Raw genomic sequence first — 14472 nt, 5'->3', positions numbered from 1 at the left:
GATCTTGTCGATTTACTCATGGTGCGGCTCGGCAAACGGCGCAAACGGCAGGGACAAAGCCCGATTGTTCCGGATGGAAGCGTAACCGGCACAGCGCTGGTGATCGTGATTGCGATCATGACTTTTCTTGCCTGTCTCACGCTTGGCGGGGTTACGCTGGTGCGGGCGTCTGCAGCGGCTTGGCAAAGCCAGATTGCGCGTGAGGCCACGATACAAATCAAGCCCGTGGATGGGCTTGATATGGAAGAATCATTGCAGGAAGCGAGCAATATTGCCCGTGGTTTCGCAGGTGTTAAAGATACAAGCATTGTTGATAAAGCCGCGACTGCAAGGCTGTTAGAGCCTTGGCTGGGCGGGGGACTGGATATGGATGAATTGCCTGTCCCGCGGCTGGTCGTGGTGACGATTGATGAGAATTCCCCACCGGATTTTGAAATGCTGCGCACAGAAATTGTTCGTGCGATACCCAGTGCTAGTTTTGATGATCACCGAACATGGGTAGATCGGCTGGTTTCGATGGCAAACACCACGGTCCTTATTGGAACAGCGGTATTATCGCTCGTGGTAGCGGCTACCATCTTGACCGTGATTTTCGCTACACGCGGTGCGATGGCGGGCAATGCACATATTATCGAGGTGCTCCATCTTATTGGTGCAGATCCCAAATTCGTCGCACGAGAATTTGAATGGCACTTCTTCCGTACAGCGCTCAAGGGCGCGATCTTCGGAGGGGCAGCCGCAATAATGGTTTTTCTCATTTTTTCCTGGTGGGCTTCGCAGCAAATGGCAACGCCCGCAGGCGATCAGGCTGCGGCGATGTTTGGCAGTTTTGCAATTGGTCGGGATGGTTACTTTGGCGCGGCTGCGATTATTTTTTTGGTCAGTGTGCTGACAATGCTTACCAGTCGGCTCACGGTGGTGCGTCAACTTGCGAGCGTGGACGGAACAGGTAATATTTCAGGTTCCAATGCAGAATGAGTCGCTTCGGAATGCTGGGCAAAAAATCGAAAGGGCTGGCGAAGCATCCTGTTGTCGCCATAAAACTGTCTATTATAACGGGTTCACAGGTCATGCCTTTCGTCCGGTAATAGTAAAAGAGCGACAGGTTGCCTTAGGGCTCTGGGAAACGGAAATGCAATGACTGGGAGGCAGACGAGTTCAGCTTTGTCGATTGCGGCGGTGGTGGGACTTCGTCGCACCAGTCCTACCCTATCTGCGGCTATGCTTGCCTTGCTCAAATTTATGTGGTTGGCCATGAAGCGAGTGATACGACGTCTCCAACCGGTATCTATTTTTCTGTTTTTTGCAATCATTGCCTTTTTGGTTGGCTTTATTGTTTTTAGCGAAAAAGTTTCTGGGTTGCGGCCGCCTGTGCTTGAAACGCCAGTCGATGCCATTGTGGTCCTGACGGGCGGGCAGTCTCGTATTCAGGCAGCGGTTGAATTGTTGAAAGACAGGCAGGGACAGCGGTTACTGATCAGCGGTGTTAATCCTGCGACCAATAAAGAAACCTTGCAGCGGGCTACGCAAACCGAGCAGGGATTATTTGATTGCTGTGTCGATCTGGACCGCTCAGCGCTAAACACCGTTGGCAATGCGGAGGAAAGTGAGCGTTGGATCCGCGCTAATGGGTATCAGCGGGTTATTGTGGTTACAAATAATTATCACATGCCGCGCAGCATTCTTGAAATGTCTCATCGCATGAAAGATGTGGAATTTATCCCATATCCGGTCGTGAGCGGTGAAAATCGTGGGCATAGTTGGGTAGCCGAGGGGGACGCGTTGCGGGTGCTATTCATTGAATATACAAAATATCTAGGCGCCGTTATTCGCATAAGCTGGCTACAGATTGTCGGCAATGGGCGTTAAATAGACGATTTTCCAGATGAATCATTAATTCGCGATGGAAAACGCTGGCAATCCTGGTATATCGGGCCCGCTGCTTTTGCTGAAAAGCTATCTTACTCTTTCCATCCATTCGGTTGAAATAATCTGAATGGGCTAGCTAAGGTTTCGCTGATACGATGCTCCTCTATCTGCGCTCCATCCTGTTCAATCTTGCATTCTATGTAAGCACAGCCATTCAGCTGATCATTTTTACGCCGATATATTTTCTGTTACCGCGAAAAAAGGCGTGGATCGTGCCGAAGGCGTGGGCGCGCAGTAATTTGTGGCTGCAAAAGCTTATTGCTGGCACCGATTATACTATTGATGGCCTCGAAAACATCCCGGAAGGGGCGTATATAGTTGCGCCAAAGCACCAATCGGCGTGGGATACTTATGCTTTTTTACCACAGCTTGATGATCCGGTTCTTATCCTCAAGCGCGAGCTAATGCGGATACCGCTTTTTGGCTGGTATCTGGCTAAAATGCAGATGATACCGGTTGATCGAGGATCACGTGTTAAAGCGTTGCATTCAATTACTGAAGGTGCCGAAAAGGCCATCGCCGAAGGGCGACAGATCCTAATTTATCCTGAAGGAACGCGGCGCGCTCCCGGAGCCGAGCCGCAGTATAAATACGGTATTGTTCATCTTTATGATGCGCTGCAACTGCCGGTGCTGCCGATTGCGCATAATGCCGGGCTTTACTGGCCGCGCCGCAAGTTTCTGCGTTATCCGGGCACCATCCGGTGCCGTATTCTGCCCCCCATTCCGGCTGGTCTGCCTAAGGATGAGTTTTTACAAAGGCTGATCGAAGCGACCGAAACGAGTTGTGATGAATTTTTGCTGGCAGCTAGCCGCGACGCAAATCCCCCGCCCATGCCTCCAACAGCTATTCAGAGGCTGAAGGAACTTGGAGAACAAACTTCAACTTGAGGAAAACTATGCGTTCAGTTCCAAGCGGTGCATGACAATTCGCCGCGTCGGGCTGAATTTTCGTTTTTCTTGCACCCAGCGGAGAAACCCGTTATCAGGGCGCGACACGAAAGGACACATCATGAATATTGATGCCATTTCTATCGGCTCCAATCCTCCCGAAGACGTCAATGTGATCATCGAAGTTCCGGTCGGCGGTCAGCCGATCAAATACGAGATGGACAAGGGCGCGGGCGCTCTCATTGTCGATCGTTTTCTCTATACGCCAATGACCTATCCGGGCAATTACGGCTTCGTGCCGCATACGCTTTCGGAAGATGGCGACCCGATCGACGTTTTGGTCTGCAATACCCGTCCGCTAGTGCCTGGTTGCGTGATCAATGTGCGTCCAATCGGCGTTTTGGTTATGGAAGACAATTCCGGTAAGGACGAAAAGATCATTGCCGTTCCATCACCGCATCTCACCAAGCGCTATGAAAAGGTGCATGATTATTCCGATCTGCCGGAGATCACCCTCAAGCAAATCGAACATTTTTTCGAGCACTATAAAGATCTAGAACCCGGTAAATGGGTTAAAGTTGGCGATTGGGGTGATGAAGACCAGGCGCGCAAATATATCGCCGAAGCGATTGAGCGTGCGCAAAATAAATAATCCCTATTGAACGTTCATTGAAAACGCCCGGTCCAAGCCGGGCGTTTTTCGTTAGAATAATCAGATTAATGCTGGCAATAATGTCGTCCACATAAACTGCCGAATAAAGAATATAATCAAAAGAAGGATAATGGGAGAAATATCGATACCGCCGAGATTTGGAAGAATATTGCGGATCGGGCTTAATACGGGTTCGGTTGCTTTGTAGAGGAACTCGCCAATCGATCCGACAAAACGATTGCCAGAATTGACGACATTGAACGCATATAGCCATGAAAATACGGCACTAGCGATAATGATCCACGTATAAATATCGAGCGCCAGGTCAATGGTGCGAAACAATGCGATCATAATTGTCTCCTTGAGAATTTGACGAGATGTAGCCTTTGATACGCATGAGAACAAGAGGGAACGGCGATAAGATCTCGTTTTTAAGCCGCACTATTGGCTTGGCGGGAGATGGTTGCTTGTATCATCTGATGAACATGTTCAAGCGCTTGATCGCGAACGCGCATATTGCGCAAATGCTCTAATGTGTTGGTGACATAATCGATATTCGCTCCCGATTCTCCGCGTGCTGCAGCAATGATTGCAGCTGCGTTTTCGGTCGTGAGATTGCGCGCATATTGCGAATGTTTCCGGTCTGCAACGTAAGTAACCGCCTTGACTTCTCGACCATCTGCCAGTTTCAACCGCAGCCATTTTTCGTGATAGACGCGATTAGACATTTCGCGTTCGCGCAAATAAAGCATTACTTCGTCGGTCATATCGCCGGGAACGCGAAAAGCCATGCCAAGGCAGGACCCGCCAGCGTCAAGCCCTAGCACCAATCCCGGACGATCTGGTGTGCCGCGATGAACGTGAGAATATATGCAAAGGCTTCTTCTATAACCATGCAGGCGGGCTCGTACAGTTTCAACATGTGCGAAACCCGGTCGCCACATCAACGAACCATAGCCAAATACCCAGAAATCATCCATATTTAGGTCATCTGCGCTTGAGGTCATCTTAAACTTTACACGGTGTTACTCAGTTACGATGGCCATTTTTTGCCAATACGCACAGGAAATATACTATTTTTTCTTTGAGGCCCTCGTCATGGCATTTTCTTGCCATAATATCGACACCAGTTAGCGAGAGCAAATTCGGGTATGTTATAAGCATTCCGGCAACGCTTTTAACGACAATATTATTGAGACGGGATATTTTGATGGCGCAGGCTGGAACAAAACAGAGAAAATCCAGAAAGCGTATTATCGCGATCTCTCTTATTTTTCTTATTCTAGTAGGACTTTATACGGCCGTGTGGTTTTATCTTGCCGATAAGATCGGTGAGAGGGCTAAAGCTGATATAAATAAACTAGCGTCCCAAGGTGTTGGCGTTCAATGCGAAGATCTTCGCATCAGCGGATATCCCTTTCGGGTGAATGTCGTTTGTGCCAATATTTCTTGGCAAAAAAAAGATGCCGGTATGGCAATTCGTGCAGGCCGTTTAACGTCGGGGTCACCGGTTTTTGCACCGCATTGGTTGAGCAATGAGCTGTCTGGTCCAGCTTTTGTTGAGTTTCCCGGTATTGAGCCGCTGGAAGTGAATTGGAGCAAGTTTACTTCCAGCACCCGTCTGGCGCGTCCTTTCCCCAAAGAGGTTGAACTGGACGCTCGCGATGTCGTTGTCGGACTGCGCACAGAAATCACCACCACCGAGCCGCTTGGCGCGTTTGAGCAAATTCATCTTAAGCTTAGCCAGATTGGTGATGCCTTCAAGTTCAACGGACGCTTTGCAGCATTCAAGCTCGATAATTCCATTTTAGGCAATTTAAGCAGTCCGGAAATCGACGGGCTCGCCGATATTGAGATAGCAAATGCGGCGACGTTGTTGGCGCCCAGTTCCTTGCCATTTAATGAGCGGATGCGGGGTCAAAGCGGCACCATTAATCAGGCATTTTTATCGATGCCCAACGGGGCAATGATGTCAGTCTCGGGTCCGTTTTCGGTTGATATGGATGGGCTTATTGATGCAAATTTCAAGGTGACGATGGTCAATCCGCAGTTTTTTGCGCAGACCGGGCAGATCGTTTTTCCTGAGCAGGGCGGGAATATAGCGACGATACTCTTTGCACTTTCTGCGATGCCGAAAGATGAAAACGGCAATCCCGTACTTGAGATTGCCGTGCGAAAAGGCCGAGCTTTTGCGGGTTTTATTCCGCTGGGTCGTTTGCCGGAGTTTTAGAGGGGCTGGTATCAGGGTGGGCTGCCCGACGACCAAAGTCTGGTGCGTCAACTTCCTGGCCAGCTTCAATAATTCCACGGCGGACCGCTCGGGTTCGGGTGAAAAGATCAAAGAGAGCATCGCCATCGCCCCAGCGAATAGCGCGCTGAAGTGACGCCAGATCTTCTGAAAAACGTCCTAACATTTCCAGAATTGCATCGCGATTGTGCAGGCAGACATCACGCCACATGGTAGGGTCCGACGCGGCAAGGCGGGTGAAATCACGAAAACCAGAAGCTGAATATTTAATCACTTCGGATTTGGTGACCTGTTCCAGATCGCTTGCTGTGCCAACAATATTATAAGCAATGATATGGGGCAAATGCGAGACAATCGCCAGAACCAGATCGTGATGCTGGGGATCCATTTGCTCAAGCCGCGATCCGCAAGCCTCCCAGAATTGGGTGAGCTTTTCCAGAGCTTGTTGATCGGTTTGAGGCAATGGCGTCAGAATGCACCAGCGATTGTTAAAAAGCTCTGCAAATCCCGCATCCGGACCGGAATATTCTGTTCCCGCCAATGGGTGGCCGGGAATGAAATGAATGTTGTCGGGCAGTTCGGGTTGCATCTGAGCGATGACCGAAGCCTTGGTGGAACCCACATCAGTGACAATTGCCCCTGGTTTCAGATTAGCGGCGATCTGGCGCGCTACCGTGCCGGAAGAGCCGACAGGAACAGAAATGATCACCAAATCTGCATCACGCACAATCTCGGCACTGTCGGTATTGTAACTGTCACCCAATTGCAGTTCTTCGGCCCTTTTAAGGGTTTCACTGCTGCGGGTTGCGATTGCTATGTGATCGGCGAGATTTTCACGACGGATCACACGCGCCAGCGATGAGCCAATAAGGCCTATTCCGATTAGCGCGATCTTATTAAAATGGATCTTCGTCATCGTTCTATTTTAAAAACTCTTTAAGGGCGGCGACGACACCGCGATTGGCTTCTTCCGGTCCGATGGTCATGCGCAGCGCGTTAGGAAATCCATATGATCCAACGCGGCGCAGGATATAACCGTGACGGGAAAGCCATTCATCAGCCTTGTCAGCGGTGTGAGCACCATCATCAGGAAAATGCACCAGCAGGAAGTTTGCCACTGACGGGGTGACGCGCAACCCAAGGGCTGTGAATTCTTCAGTAAGCCAGGTGAGCCATTTTTCATTATAGGCCACGGATTTTTCAACATGGGCACGATCTTTAATCGCAGCCGCTCCGGCAGCAATTGCCACCGAGTTCATGTTGAAAGGACCGCGAATGCGATTAACAGCATCAATCACATGCAAAGGGGCGTACATCCAGCCGATACGCAAGGCCGGCAGGCCGTGAATCTTAGAGAATGTGCGCGTCATGACTACATTTTCATTGGCTGAAACCAGTTCAATACCGGCTTCATAATCGTTACGGCGCACATATTCTGCATAGGCGGCATCTAGAACCAAAAGCACATTTTTGGGCAGGCCCGCATGCAAGCGGCGCACTTCCTCAAAAGGCAGATAGGTGCCGGTGGGATTTGCCGGATTTGCGATGAAAACGATCCGAGTACGCTCCGAAACAGCAGCGAGAATCGCATCCACATCGATGCGCTCGTCTTTTTCTTTCACGGTGACCGGAGTGGCACCCGCACCCAGTGTCTGGATTTTATAGACTGCAAAACCATGCTCGGTAATGATGGATTCATCGCCCGGGGCAAGGTAGGTTTGGCAAAGCAGTTCCAGCAATTCGTCCGAGCCATTGCCGCAAATAATATTGCCGATATTCAGGCCCTGACTTTCTGCAATCGCCTGACGTAATGCCAGCGCCTGGCCATCAGGATATACGGACAAATTTTCGGCACAATATCGATAGGCTTCTATTGCCTGCGGGCTGGGGCCCAAAGGGGTCTCATTAGAGGAGAGCTTATAGACCTTCGCAACGCCTTCAACATGTTCCTTGCCGGGCACATAGGCTGCAATTTCAAGCAGGCCTGCCTTGGGCTGGGGACGGGAGAAGTTTTGCTGTTTGGTCATAATTGGCTCCGCCAAAAGGACTAAAGTTAAGGTTATGCAGCGGGCATAAACCGCCCGTGCTGACAAGTCGAGAAAAACCTTATTTCTGGGGGGTGGAACGTTCTTTTTGCAGCGGATTTGCAGATTTTCCACTTACCGCACGGCCATTGGGAGCCAGAACAGGCACGAAGACCCGGCGCGAGGAACGTTGAGCCACAGGCAATCCCTGATAAAGTCGTTTTTGTGCCTCCACAACCAGAACCCCGGCGAAAAGTGGCCAGAGCCTGCGCCCTATTCTCTCCATGGCAAGACACGGGCGCATCATCCAGCGCCGCGATACCGGTGGGAAATGCAAAGAATTATTCACCTGGGTCACAGTGAAATTTGCTTCACGAAGAAGTGCGCTCATCTGGGTTCGACTATAGGGCCTTCCGCTGCCAAAAGGCGTGTGATCAAGCCGAGCCCAGACACCTCGTCTATTGGGGACAACGATCACCAAACGTCCATTGGGTGCGAGAACCCGCCACATTTCTTTCAGTGTTTCGGCGGCGTTTTCGGCATATTCGAGCGCATGGATCATCAAAATGCGGTCGATGGATGAATCAGGTAGCGGCAATTCTTCATCAAAAACCAGCGCGGTGGCGGATTTTTCTGCCGAGGGCCAGGCAATTGCTCCCTGACCGGCTGGCATGAAAGCAAAGCTGCGTTCCGTATCGGCGCTAAATCTTTCAAGATATGGCAGACTATACCCAAGACCTACCAGCCTCTCACCCGCTACAGGCTCCCACATGGACGCTAAAGCCATGCGAATAGCGCGCTCGGTGAGATGACCGAGTTTGGTGTCGTAATAGGAGCGTAGTTCAATAATATCTGGGTGCATGACAGCAAGCTATATCAATTTGCACGATTGGGAAATGTTCAGCACAATCGTGTGCGGATAATGGTGCATTTTTGCAAATCCGTGCTATAGAGCGCCCTTTCTAGCCTTTTGGCGATAAATCAGGAGACCGGCAGATGCCTGAAGTCGGCGGCAAAACCATAGACGTGCTTTTCAGTGCAGAAGAAATTGCTGCGCGAAATCTTGCATTGGCGCAGGATATTGCGAAACATAATTTTCATAAGCTGCTAACAATTTCCATCCTCAAGGGATCGTTTATTTTCGCAGCCGATCTTATTCGGGCAATGCACGATGTTGGGCTTGAGCCAGATGTCGAATTTATTACGGTCTCCAGCTATGGAACTGGAACGTCAAGCGGCGAAGTGCGGTTGTTGCGCGATATTGACAGTGATGTGCGCGATCGCGATGTTCTGCTGATTGATGATATTCTGGAATCCGGCAAGACGCTTAAATTCGTTCGCGAGCTTATGCATGAGCGTGGCGCGCGCAGTGTCAGTATTGCCGTGCTTTTGGACAAGAGCATGCGACGCAAGGTCGATTTGAATGCCGATTTCGTGGCGTTTGAGTGCCCGGATTATTTTGTGGTGGGATATGGCATGGATGTGGCGCATGCTTTCCGCCAGCTTCCCTATGTTGGCTATGTGCGCGAATAGTTCGTGTCGGCGTGGCCGGTGACCTGTCGCAGTTAATGAATATCAGTCGAACTTCAGCAGACGTTCGAGATATTCTTTTTCCATTTGCGGGGTGAGTGCATCACCAAGCCTGCGGCGGATTTCGTCGAGGATTTCACGTGCACGCTGAATGTCAATTTCGCCCGGGATTTTGACATCATCACCAAAGTCCGGCCCGCTACTGCCGGGCTTACGCCCCAGCGGATCTCGTCCGCCCGGTCTACCTTGTCTTTGGCCCCAACCTTGGCCTTGCCCCATAGCTTGTTGCATTTGTTGCATCATGTCGCGGCCTCCGCGGCGCAATGCTTCCAACGCATTTGCTTGGTGGTCACCGGCTTGCGAGGTTTCATTTTGGCCCAGAGCATCAGCCGCGCTTCCCATCGACTTGCCTGCATCTGAAAAATCTTTATTGGGATCTATTCCCATCGCTCTTAGATCGTCGCCAAGCTTTTGCAGTTCAGATTGCAAATCCGATTGCTGTTGTTGCAGCTTGCGCATTGTTTCTGCCATTTCTGGAGGAATGGTGTCGTCTGATGGGCCGTTTTGTGGCTGGCTTTCATCAGAAGTTCCATCGTCACCGTGGAAAAAGTCCTCAGCGAATTCCTCCGGGTCGAAACCAAATTGCTGCTGCATTTGCTGGTCTAATTTGAAGGTATCATTCATCAATTGCTGTTGCTTGCGCATCAGATCGCCAAGCTTGTTCATCTGCTGCTGCATTTGGCTGGCCTGACTTTGGCCTTGTCCCTGTTGGCCGGGCTGCGCTTGTTGTCCCATTTGCAAATTGTTGAGCATGTTTTGCAATTGCGACAAAAGCTGTTCAGCCTGATCTCGCGAGCCCTGCCGCGCAAGATTTTCAATTTGGTCCAACATGCGTTGTAAATCTTTGTCCGTCATGACCTGCATATTGGGGTCGGCGGGCATTCGTGTATTGGGGTTTTGCTGCTGGCGCTGGGCAAATTCACGCAGAAAATTCTGCATAGCTTCGCGAAGTTCAGCCGAAAGTTTTTCGATCTCTTCTTGTGATGCGCCGTTCTGGAGCGCCTCACGCAAGGTTTCTTGGGCCTGCCGCAGCCGCTTTTCTGCGGCGGAAAGATTTCCGTCCTCAATACCAAGCGCTACTTGCCACATATAATCCGCTGTTTGGCGAAGCTCTTCGTCGCTTTTCGCCAGACGAAGCCGGCTGCGAATCGTTGAGAGACCGAGATAATGGGCGGCGTTTTTGATGGTTTCTTCCGGGCGGAGTAAAACCGCAGCTAGCATGTCGAGCACATGCGTGCGTTGGGTGGCATCAAGTGCGAGAATGCGCCGTTGTTCTACAACAGCTCGTGCAAGAGGGTTGGAAAAGGGACGCTCGGGCAGAGTTATAATTTTAGTTTCACTCCGACCGGTATTTCCTGCGGCATCAATTGCGACCAAAGTCAGCGCCACCTTGCCGCCAGACCATGGATGTTCGGTGAGATCTTTGGAGAAGGTGACTGTTTTGGATCCACGTGCGGGCAGAGCGAGCGGTAGTTCCGGCGCGTCGTAAAGAGCTAGAACCTCGTCTTCTTCATCCGATTCTAGCGGAATAATTTCGCCAAAGGCTTTCGTTGCGCCGTAATCATCATCGATTTCATAGGCGAGCTGCAAGGCACCGTTAAGCGCCCTGCCTGGTTCCTTCGTAAAATTAATCTGCGGGGCTTTGTCCGGAATTATCGCAAAGCTCCAGCGAATATTGGTTCCAGATAGCTCTAATGTCGTATCCTGTTGCAGTTCCAGCTGGAAATTGCGGCTTCCATCGACCACCGTTTGGTCTGACGGAACCGCGTCATTTTCCCCGATTTTGATAGGCTTAATATCGCTGCGGTGTCCGGTGGCATCGGTTGCGGTCAAACGTTCAGAATTGCCACCAATAATGCGAACCGAGACGGTGCTATTCTGCGGAATTATGATGGGATCTGTCGTTGTGGGGTTTCTATCAGCGGAAAGAAAAATCGGCGCACGAGCAGTGTATTGCGGAGGGGTTACCCATGCATCAATGCGGGCAATCGCCTTTGTATTACCGGGCCGGATATGAAACGCGTCGGCGATGCGGCCGCTCGAAGGGCTGAAACTAAAGGCAAAAGCAGTGACAAACAGCAAGGCAATAAAAGCGCGTAGCCCATAAGGATCACGCTGCGGAATATTGGGGCGGGGTAGACCAGATTGAAGTGCCTTCAATCGACGGGCCATGCGGAGTTGGTGCTCTTGCCAGAGAGCGAGTGCGACGGGGTCGTCAGCATCGGTTGCAATCTGGGCGCTTTGCACCGCTAAAGGCTCATGCAGCAGCCCATTAACAGTTTCAATATAAGCAGTTACATCCGCGTCTGACGGTTTATTGAATAAAGAAAGACGATAGAGTGCGGCAATTGTGGCGAGTCCGAATAATATCAAGACCGCTATATGGAGCCAGCGCGGCATAAATCCGAATAGGCCGAACCAGCTAAGGCTCGCAAACAGCGCGGCTAGCAAGATCAATGGCAGGATGAGCGGCCAAAGTCTTTCGAAGCTAAGAGTGAGGAAACTACGCTGATATAGACGGTGCAAAGCAGCGCCATCGCCGGACAACAGACGAAGCAATATTCTTTGTTTGCGAGGCCGCAAATCCTTGCTGTTTTGGCTCTGGTGCGTCATCCGATCTTTCTAATGGGGGTTTCGGATTGGTCGATCCTCTAAGGATAACACGCATCATGGCAAAGACGAGGCTTTCCTTGATAAATCAGAGCCAGTCCGGCACAGAATCAAGCGCTAATAGCTGTTCATAGGTGCCGCGAGGGCGAATGACATGAAAACGATCACCATCGACCAGCACTTCGGGCACAAGTAGTCGGCTGTTATAAGTGCTGGACAAAACCGCGCCATAGGCGCCTGTCGTGCAAATGGCGACGAGTTCACCCGGTGAAGGCTTCGCTGTTTCGCGATCAAGGCCGAGATAATCGCCGGTCTCGCAAACGGGACCCACAAAATCTGCGCGAATGCGCGGTGCATCATTGGCGGGCAGCTCGACTGGCTTTATCTCGTGATAAGCCTCGTAAAGTGTCGGGCGAATGAGATCATTCATTGCCGCATCAACGATGATGAAATTTTTGGCGTCGCCTTCTTTGACAAAGATCACTTCTGAGATGAGAAGACCGGCATTGCCAGCAATCAGACGTCCCGGCTCAAAGAGTGTTTTTAGTCCGAGAGGCTTTATGTGTTTGGCGACGATTTCGGCATAAGCCAAAGGCAGTGGCGGAGGATTGTTGTCGGTGCGGTAGGGAATACCTAATCCGCCGCCGACATCTACATGACGGATATTGTGACCATCGGATTGCAGTTCCTTGACGAGTTGCGCCATCAGCGCAAAGGCGTTGTCAAAAGGTTCCAGATCAATGATCTGGCTGCCGATATGCATATCGACGCCAACGACATCAATGCCGGGCAGGCTGGCTGCGCGGGCATAGGCCTGACGGGCTTTGACATGCGGAATGCCGAATTTATTTTCTGATTTACCCGTGGAGATTTTGGCGTGGGTCTTTGCGTCAACATCGGGGTTGATGCGCAGCGAGACATGTGCAATCTTTCCCTGTGCGACAGCGCGTGCGGAGAGGATTTCCAGCTCCGGTTCGGATTCAACATTGAAACAAAAGATGCCTTGCGAGAGTGCAAAATCCATTTCGCGAGGGGTTTTACCGACACCGGAAAAGACAATTTTATTTGCAGGAATGCCAGCGGCCAGAGCGCGGCGGATTTCACCTTCTGATACGGTATCTGCACCAGCGCCCATCTTGGCAAGAATGCTAAGCACTGCCTGATTGGAATTTGCTTTCAATGCATAGGCAACAAGCGTGTCCATATCGGAAAAGGCTTCATTGAAAACGCGGTAATGACGCTCCAGCGTGGCACGGGAATAGATGTAGAACGGTGTGCCTACAGATTTTGCGATTTCATGAATGCTGACATTTTCAGCGTGAAGCACGCCGTCACGATATTCAAAATGATTCACGGGAAACAGCCTTGTCCGATCAGCAATTACAGCAATTTGTCGAGAATGAAGGGCTTATCTTCCTTCGGTTTCTCAACGGTGCGGCCCTGATCGTTGGTGATTGTTGCTACCGGCGGTGGCTCCAGCGGGCCTTTGCGGCCACAGGCTGAAAGTGCCGCGGCAAGAGCAGCGATCATCAGAATTGAAGAAATTGCGGAGCGGCCTGACATCAAATTAATTCCCCGAAACGCATTGAGTGGCGTTAGCTCTAACCTAAAATGCCAAAAAGTGAAATCACCCTTTGCGCGAAAGAAGGTGTTTCACTCATTGAGCCGGTTTAACCCAGATCAAAACTGGCAATCACAGGCACATGGTCGGATGGGCGATCCCATCCGCGTGCTGCGCGCAGGATCTCTATCTTTGTCAAAGAATCTACGAGATCATGAGAACCCCAAATGTGATCAAGTCTGCGGCCGCGATCAGATGCGTCCCAGTCTTTCGCGCGATAACTCCACCAAGTATAGATTTTCTGGTCCGCAGGAATGTAATGACGCATCAGGTCGGCCCAGCCACCTTTTACGCGAAGGTCCTCAAGCGTTTCGGTCTCAATTGGGGTATGGCTTACGATTTTAAGCAGTTGCTTATGCGACCAAACGTCGTTTTCCAGCGGAGCAATGTTGAGATCGCCCACCAGAAGCGATGAATATTGCTGGCCATCCTCGGCGGTGATGGCACGCATTTCATCAAGAAATGCAAGCTTATGGGCAAATTTCGGATTGATTTCCGGGTTCGGCTCGTCGCCGCCTGCGGGAACATAAAAATTATGAAGGCGAATTTTTTTGGCTCCGGCCTGAACTACTGCGCTGAGGTGTCGGCAGTCACCCATCTCGCAGAAGCCGATTTTTTCAACTTCGCTCAGCGGATGGCGGGAAATGGTAGCCACCCCATGATAGCCTTTTTGGCCACTAATCTCGATATGATCATAGCCAAGAGCGCGCAAAGGTTTGAACGGAAACAGATTATCGGGGCACTTGGTTTCTTGAAGGCAAAGCACATCCGGTTGGTAATCTTGCAGAAACTGCTCAACAAGCGGCATGCGCAGGCGCACGGAATTGATATTCCAAGTAGCAACGGAAAAAACCATGGGAGAGACTCGCGACAATCAGAAGATGGCCGCGAACCTAAACAATTATCCT

At 50.9% G+C, this 14472-nt stretch carries 15 protein-coding genes; 6 read left to right on the top strand and 9 right to left on the bottom strand.

Going from position 1 to position 14472, the window contains the following annotated elements; genetic code table 11:
* Positions 1-18: 18 nt before the first annotated feature.
* From C7374_RS00235 to ppa, 4 genes are all read left to right on the top strand, one after another.
* Entirely contained in the window at positions 19-978 is a 960-nt protein-coding gene (locus C7374_RS00235) for a cell division protein FtsX (protein ID WP_170130208.1), read from the top strand.
* Positions 979-1137: 159 nt separating this feature from the next.
* Positions 1138-1869, top strand: a complete 732-nt coding sequence (locus tag C7374_RS00230; RefSeq protein ID WP_245412544.1) for a YdcF family protein — start codon at positions 1138-1140, stop codon at positions 1867-1869.
* Positions 1870-2024: 155 nt separating this feature from the next.
* Positions 2025-2819: a lysophospholipid acyltransferase family protein gene (locus tag C7374_RS00225; RefSeq protein WP_111573613.1), complete on the top strand. Its 795-nt coding sequence runs from the start codon at positions 2025-2027 to the stop codon at positions 2817-2819.
* 121 nt (positions 2820-2940) lie between these two features.
* A complete protein-coding gene (gene ppa, locus C7374_RS00220) occupies positions 2941-3471 on the top strand; it encodes an inorganic diphosphatase (RefSeq protein ID WP_111573612.1) in 531 nt (176 codons plus the stop codon).
* Between the two features lie 60 nt (positions 3472-3531).
* On the opposite strand, the gene C7374_RS00215 is transcribed toward ppa, so the two are convergent.
* Both C7374_RS00215 and C7374_RS00210 read right to left on the bottom strand, forming a co-directional pair.
* Complete coding sequence (locus C7374_RS00215) at positions 3532-3822, bottom strand: YggT family protein (RefSeq protein WP_111573611.1); 291 nt, start codon at positions 3820-3822, stop codon at positions 3532-3534.
* A gap of 80 nt (positions 3823-3902) precedes the next feature.
* The gene (locus tag C7374_RS00210; RefSeq protein WP_111573610.1) at positions 3903-4478 is read right to left on the bottom strand and encodes a gamma-glutamylcyclotransferase; all 576 of its coding nucleotides are present in this window, start codon (positions 4476-4478) and stop codon (positions 3903-3905) included.
* 203 nt (positions 4479-4681) lie between these two features.
* Here C7374_RS00210 and C7374_RS00205 point away from each other — a divergent pair, with 203 nt between their 5' ends.
* Positions 4682-5701: a DUF2125 domain-containing protein gene (locus C7374_RS00205; RefSeq protein WP_111573609.1), complete on the top strand. Its 1020-nt coding sequence runs from the start codon at positions 4682-4684 to the stop codon at positions 5699-5701.
* Here the strand turns inward: C7374_RS00205 and C7374_RS00200 are convergent.
* From C7374_RS00200 to C7374_RS00190, 3 genes are all read right to left on the bottom strand, one after another.
* On the bottom strand, positions 5670-6635 hold the full coding sequence (locus tag C7374_RS00200) for a prephenate/arogenate dehydrogenase family protein (protein WP_111573608.1): 966 nt from the start codon (positions 6633-6635) through the stop codon (positions 5670-5672). The two genes, C7374_RS00205 and C7374_RS00200, sit on opposite strands and share 32 nt — an antisense overlap.
* A 4-nt stretch (positions 6636-6639) precedes the next feature.
* Positions 6640-7746, bottom strand: coding sequence for a histidinol-phosphate transaminase (gene hisC, locus C7374_RS00195; RefSeq protein WP_111573607.1), 1107 nt, complete (start codon positions 7744-7746; stop codon positions 6640-6642).
* Positions 7747-7825: 79 nt separating this feature from the next.
* Complete coding sequence (locus C7374_RS00190) at positions 7826-8605, bottom strand: class I SAM-dependent methyltransferase (RefSeq protein WP_111573606.1); 780 nt, start codon at positions 8603-8605, stop codon at positions 7826-7828.
* Positions 8606-8739: 134 nt separating this feature from the next.
* Between C7374_RS00190 and hpt the strand changes: the two genes are divergently transcribed.
* Complete coding sequence (gene hpt, locus C7374_RS00185) at positions 8740-9276, top strand: hypoxanthine phosphoribosyltransferase (protein WP_111573605.1); 537 nt, start codon at positions 8740-8742, stop codon at positions 9274-9276.
* Positions 9277-9318: 42 nt separating this feature from the next.
* Here hpt and C7374_RS00180 read toward each other — a convergent pair whose 3' ends face one another.
* The 4 genes from C7374_RS00180 to C7374_RS00165 all read right to left on the bottom strand — a co-directional run bounded on the left by C7374_RS00180 (position 9319) and on the right by C7374_RS00165 (position 14420).
* The gene (locus tag C7374_RS00180; protein WP_111573604.1) at positions 9319-11946 is read right to left on the bottom strand and encodes a TIGR02302 family protein; all 2628 of its coding nucleotides are present in this window, start codon (positions 11944-11946) and stop codon (positions 9319-9321) included.
* An 85-nt stretch (positions 11947-12031) separates the two neighbouring features.
* Entirely contained in the window at positions 12032-13297 is a 1266-nt protein-coding gene (gene lysA / locus C7374_RS00175; protein ID WP_111573603.1) for a diaminopimelate decarboxylase, read from the bottom strand.
* A 26-nt stretch (positions 13298-13323) separates the two neighbouring features.
* Positions 13324-13506, bottom strand: a complete 183-nt coding sequence (gene lptM / locus C7374_RS00170) for an LPS translocon maturation chaperone LptM (protein WP_111573602.1) — start codon at positions 13504-13506, stop codon at positions 13324-13326.
* Between the two features lie 107 nt (positions 13507-13613).
* A complete protein-coding gene (locus tag C7374_RS00165) occupies positions 13614-14420 on the bottom strand; it encodes an exodeoxyribonuclease III (RefSeq protein ID WP_111573601.1) in 807 nt (268 codons plus the stop codon).
* Positions 14421-14472 lie beyond the last annotated feature (52 nt).

It is taken from the genome of Falsochrobactrum ovis (assembly GCF_003259955.1).
Classification (GTDB): Bacteria; Pseudomonadota; Alphaproteobacteria; order Rhizobiales; family Rhizobiaceae; genus Brucella; species Brucella ovis_A.
The sequence above is the reverse complement of the archived record's forward strand: the minus strand, read 5'-3'. Positions and strand labels throughout refer to the sequence as shown.

Coding starts and splice junctions, on each gene's coding strand:
- C7374_RS00235 (WP_170130208.1), top strand. CDS start 19: ATGGTGCGGCTCGGCAAACGGCGCAAACGGCAGGGACAAAGCCCGATT.
- C7374_RS00230 (WP_245412544.1), top strand. CDS start 1,138: ATGACTGGGAGGCAGACGAGTTCAGCTTTGTCGATTGCGGCGGTGGTG.
- C7374_RS00225 (WP_111573613.1), top strand. CDS start 2,025: ATGCTCCTCTATCTGCGCTCCATCCTGTTCAATCTTGCATTCTATGTA.
- ppa (WP_111573612.1), top strand. CDS start 2,941: ATGAATATTGATGCCATTTCTATCGGCTCCAATCCTCCCGAAGACGTC.
- C7374_RS00215 (WP_111573611.1), bottom strand. CDS start 3,822: ATGATCGCATTGTTTCGCACCATTGACCTGGCGCTCGATATTTATACG.
- C7374_RS00210 (WP_111573610.1), bottom strand. CDS start 4,478: ATGACCTCAAGCGCAGATGACCTAAATATGGATGATTTCTGGGTATTT.
- C7374_RS00205 (WP_111573609.1), top strand. CDS start 4,682: ATGGCGCAGGCTGGAACAAAACAGAGAAAATCCAGAAAGCGTATTATC.
- C7374_RS00200 (WP_111573608.1), bottom strand. CDS start 6,635: ATGACGAAGATCCATTTTAATAAGATCGCGCTAATCGGAATAGGCCTT.
- hisC (WP_111573607.1), bottom strand. CDS start 7,746: ATGACCAAACAGCAAAACTTCTCCCGTCCCCAGCCCAAGGCAGGCCTG.
- C7374_RS00190 (WP_111573606.1), bottom strand. CDS start 8,605: ATGCACCCAGATATTATTGAACTACGCTCCTATTACGACACCAAACTC.
- hpt (WP_111573605.1), top strand. CDS start 8,740: ATGCCTGAAGTCGGCGGCAAAACCATAGACGTGCTTTTCAGTGCAGAA.
- C7374_RS00180 (WP_111573604.1), bottom strand. CDS start 11,946: ATGACGCACCAGAGCCAAAACAGCAAGGATTTGCGGCCTCGCAAACAA.
- lptM (WP_111573602.1), bottom strand. CDS start 13,506: ATGTCAGGCCGCTCCGCAATTTCTTCAATTCTGATGATCGCTGCTCTT.
- C7374_RS00165 (WP_111573601.1), bottom strand. CDS start 14,420: ATGGTTTTTTCCGTTGCTACTTGGAATATCAATTCCGTGCGCCTGCGC.